This is a genomic window from Rhizobium cauense (assembly GCF_019511525.1).
Lineage (GTDB): Bacteria > Pseudomonadota > Alphaproteobacteria > Rhizobiales > Rhizobiaceae > Rhizobium > Rhizobium cauense.
In genome coordinates, this window is sequence record NZ_JAEUAT010000104.1 from 1 (window position 1) to 253 (window position 253).

The 253-nt window shown below is 58.5% G+C and carries 1 pseudogene; it reads left to right on the plus strand.

Annotation, left to right across the window (positions count from 1 at the left end):
* Positions 1-70: 70 nt before the first annotated feature.
* Positions 71-253 (plus strand): annotated as a pseudogene (locus JNB88_RS33350) (IS5/IS1182 family transposase); the annotation flags it as partial.

Consider the following 253-nt stretch of genomic DNA (forward strand, 5'->3'; position numbering starts at 1 on the left):
CTTGAAGGCCGGGCTATGGTTCCGGCGCGGTCGTCTCGTCATGGTATCTCCTGTTCCCGGCATCTAAGCCGAAGTCAGGCAGAAATTCCACTTATCCGTCCTGTCCAAATTTCCCGAGCCAGCTCTCACAGACCATTTCTCTGTCGATGGCACGCTGATCGAAGCCTGGGCGTCGATGAAGAGCTTCAGGCCGAAGGACGGCTCAAGGGACGATCACGGCGAACCACCATCGGATGGCGGTGGTCGCAACGTG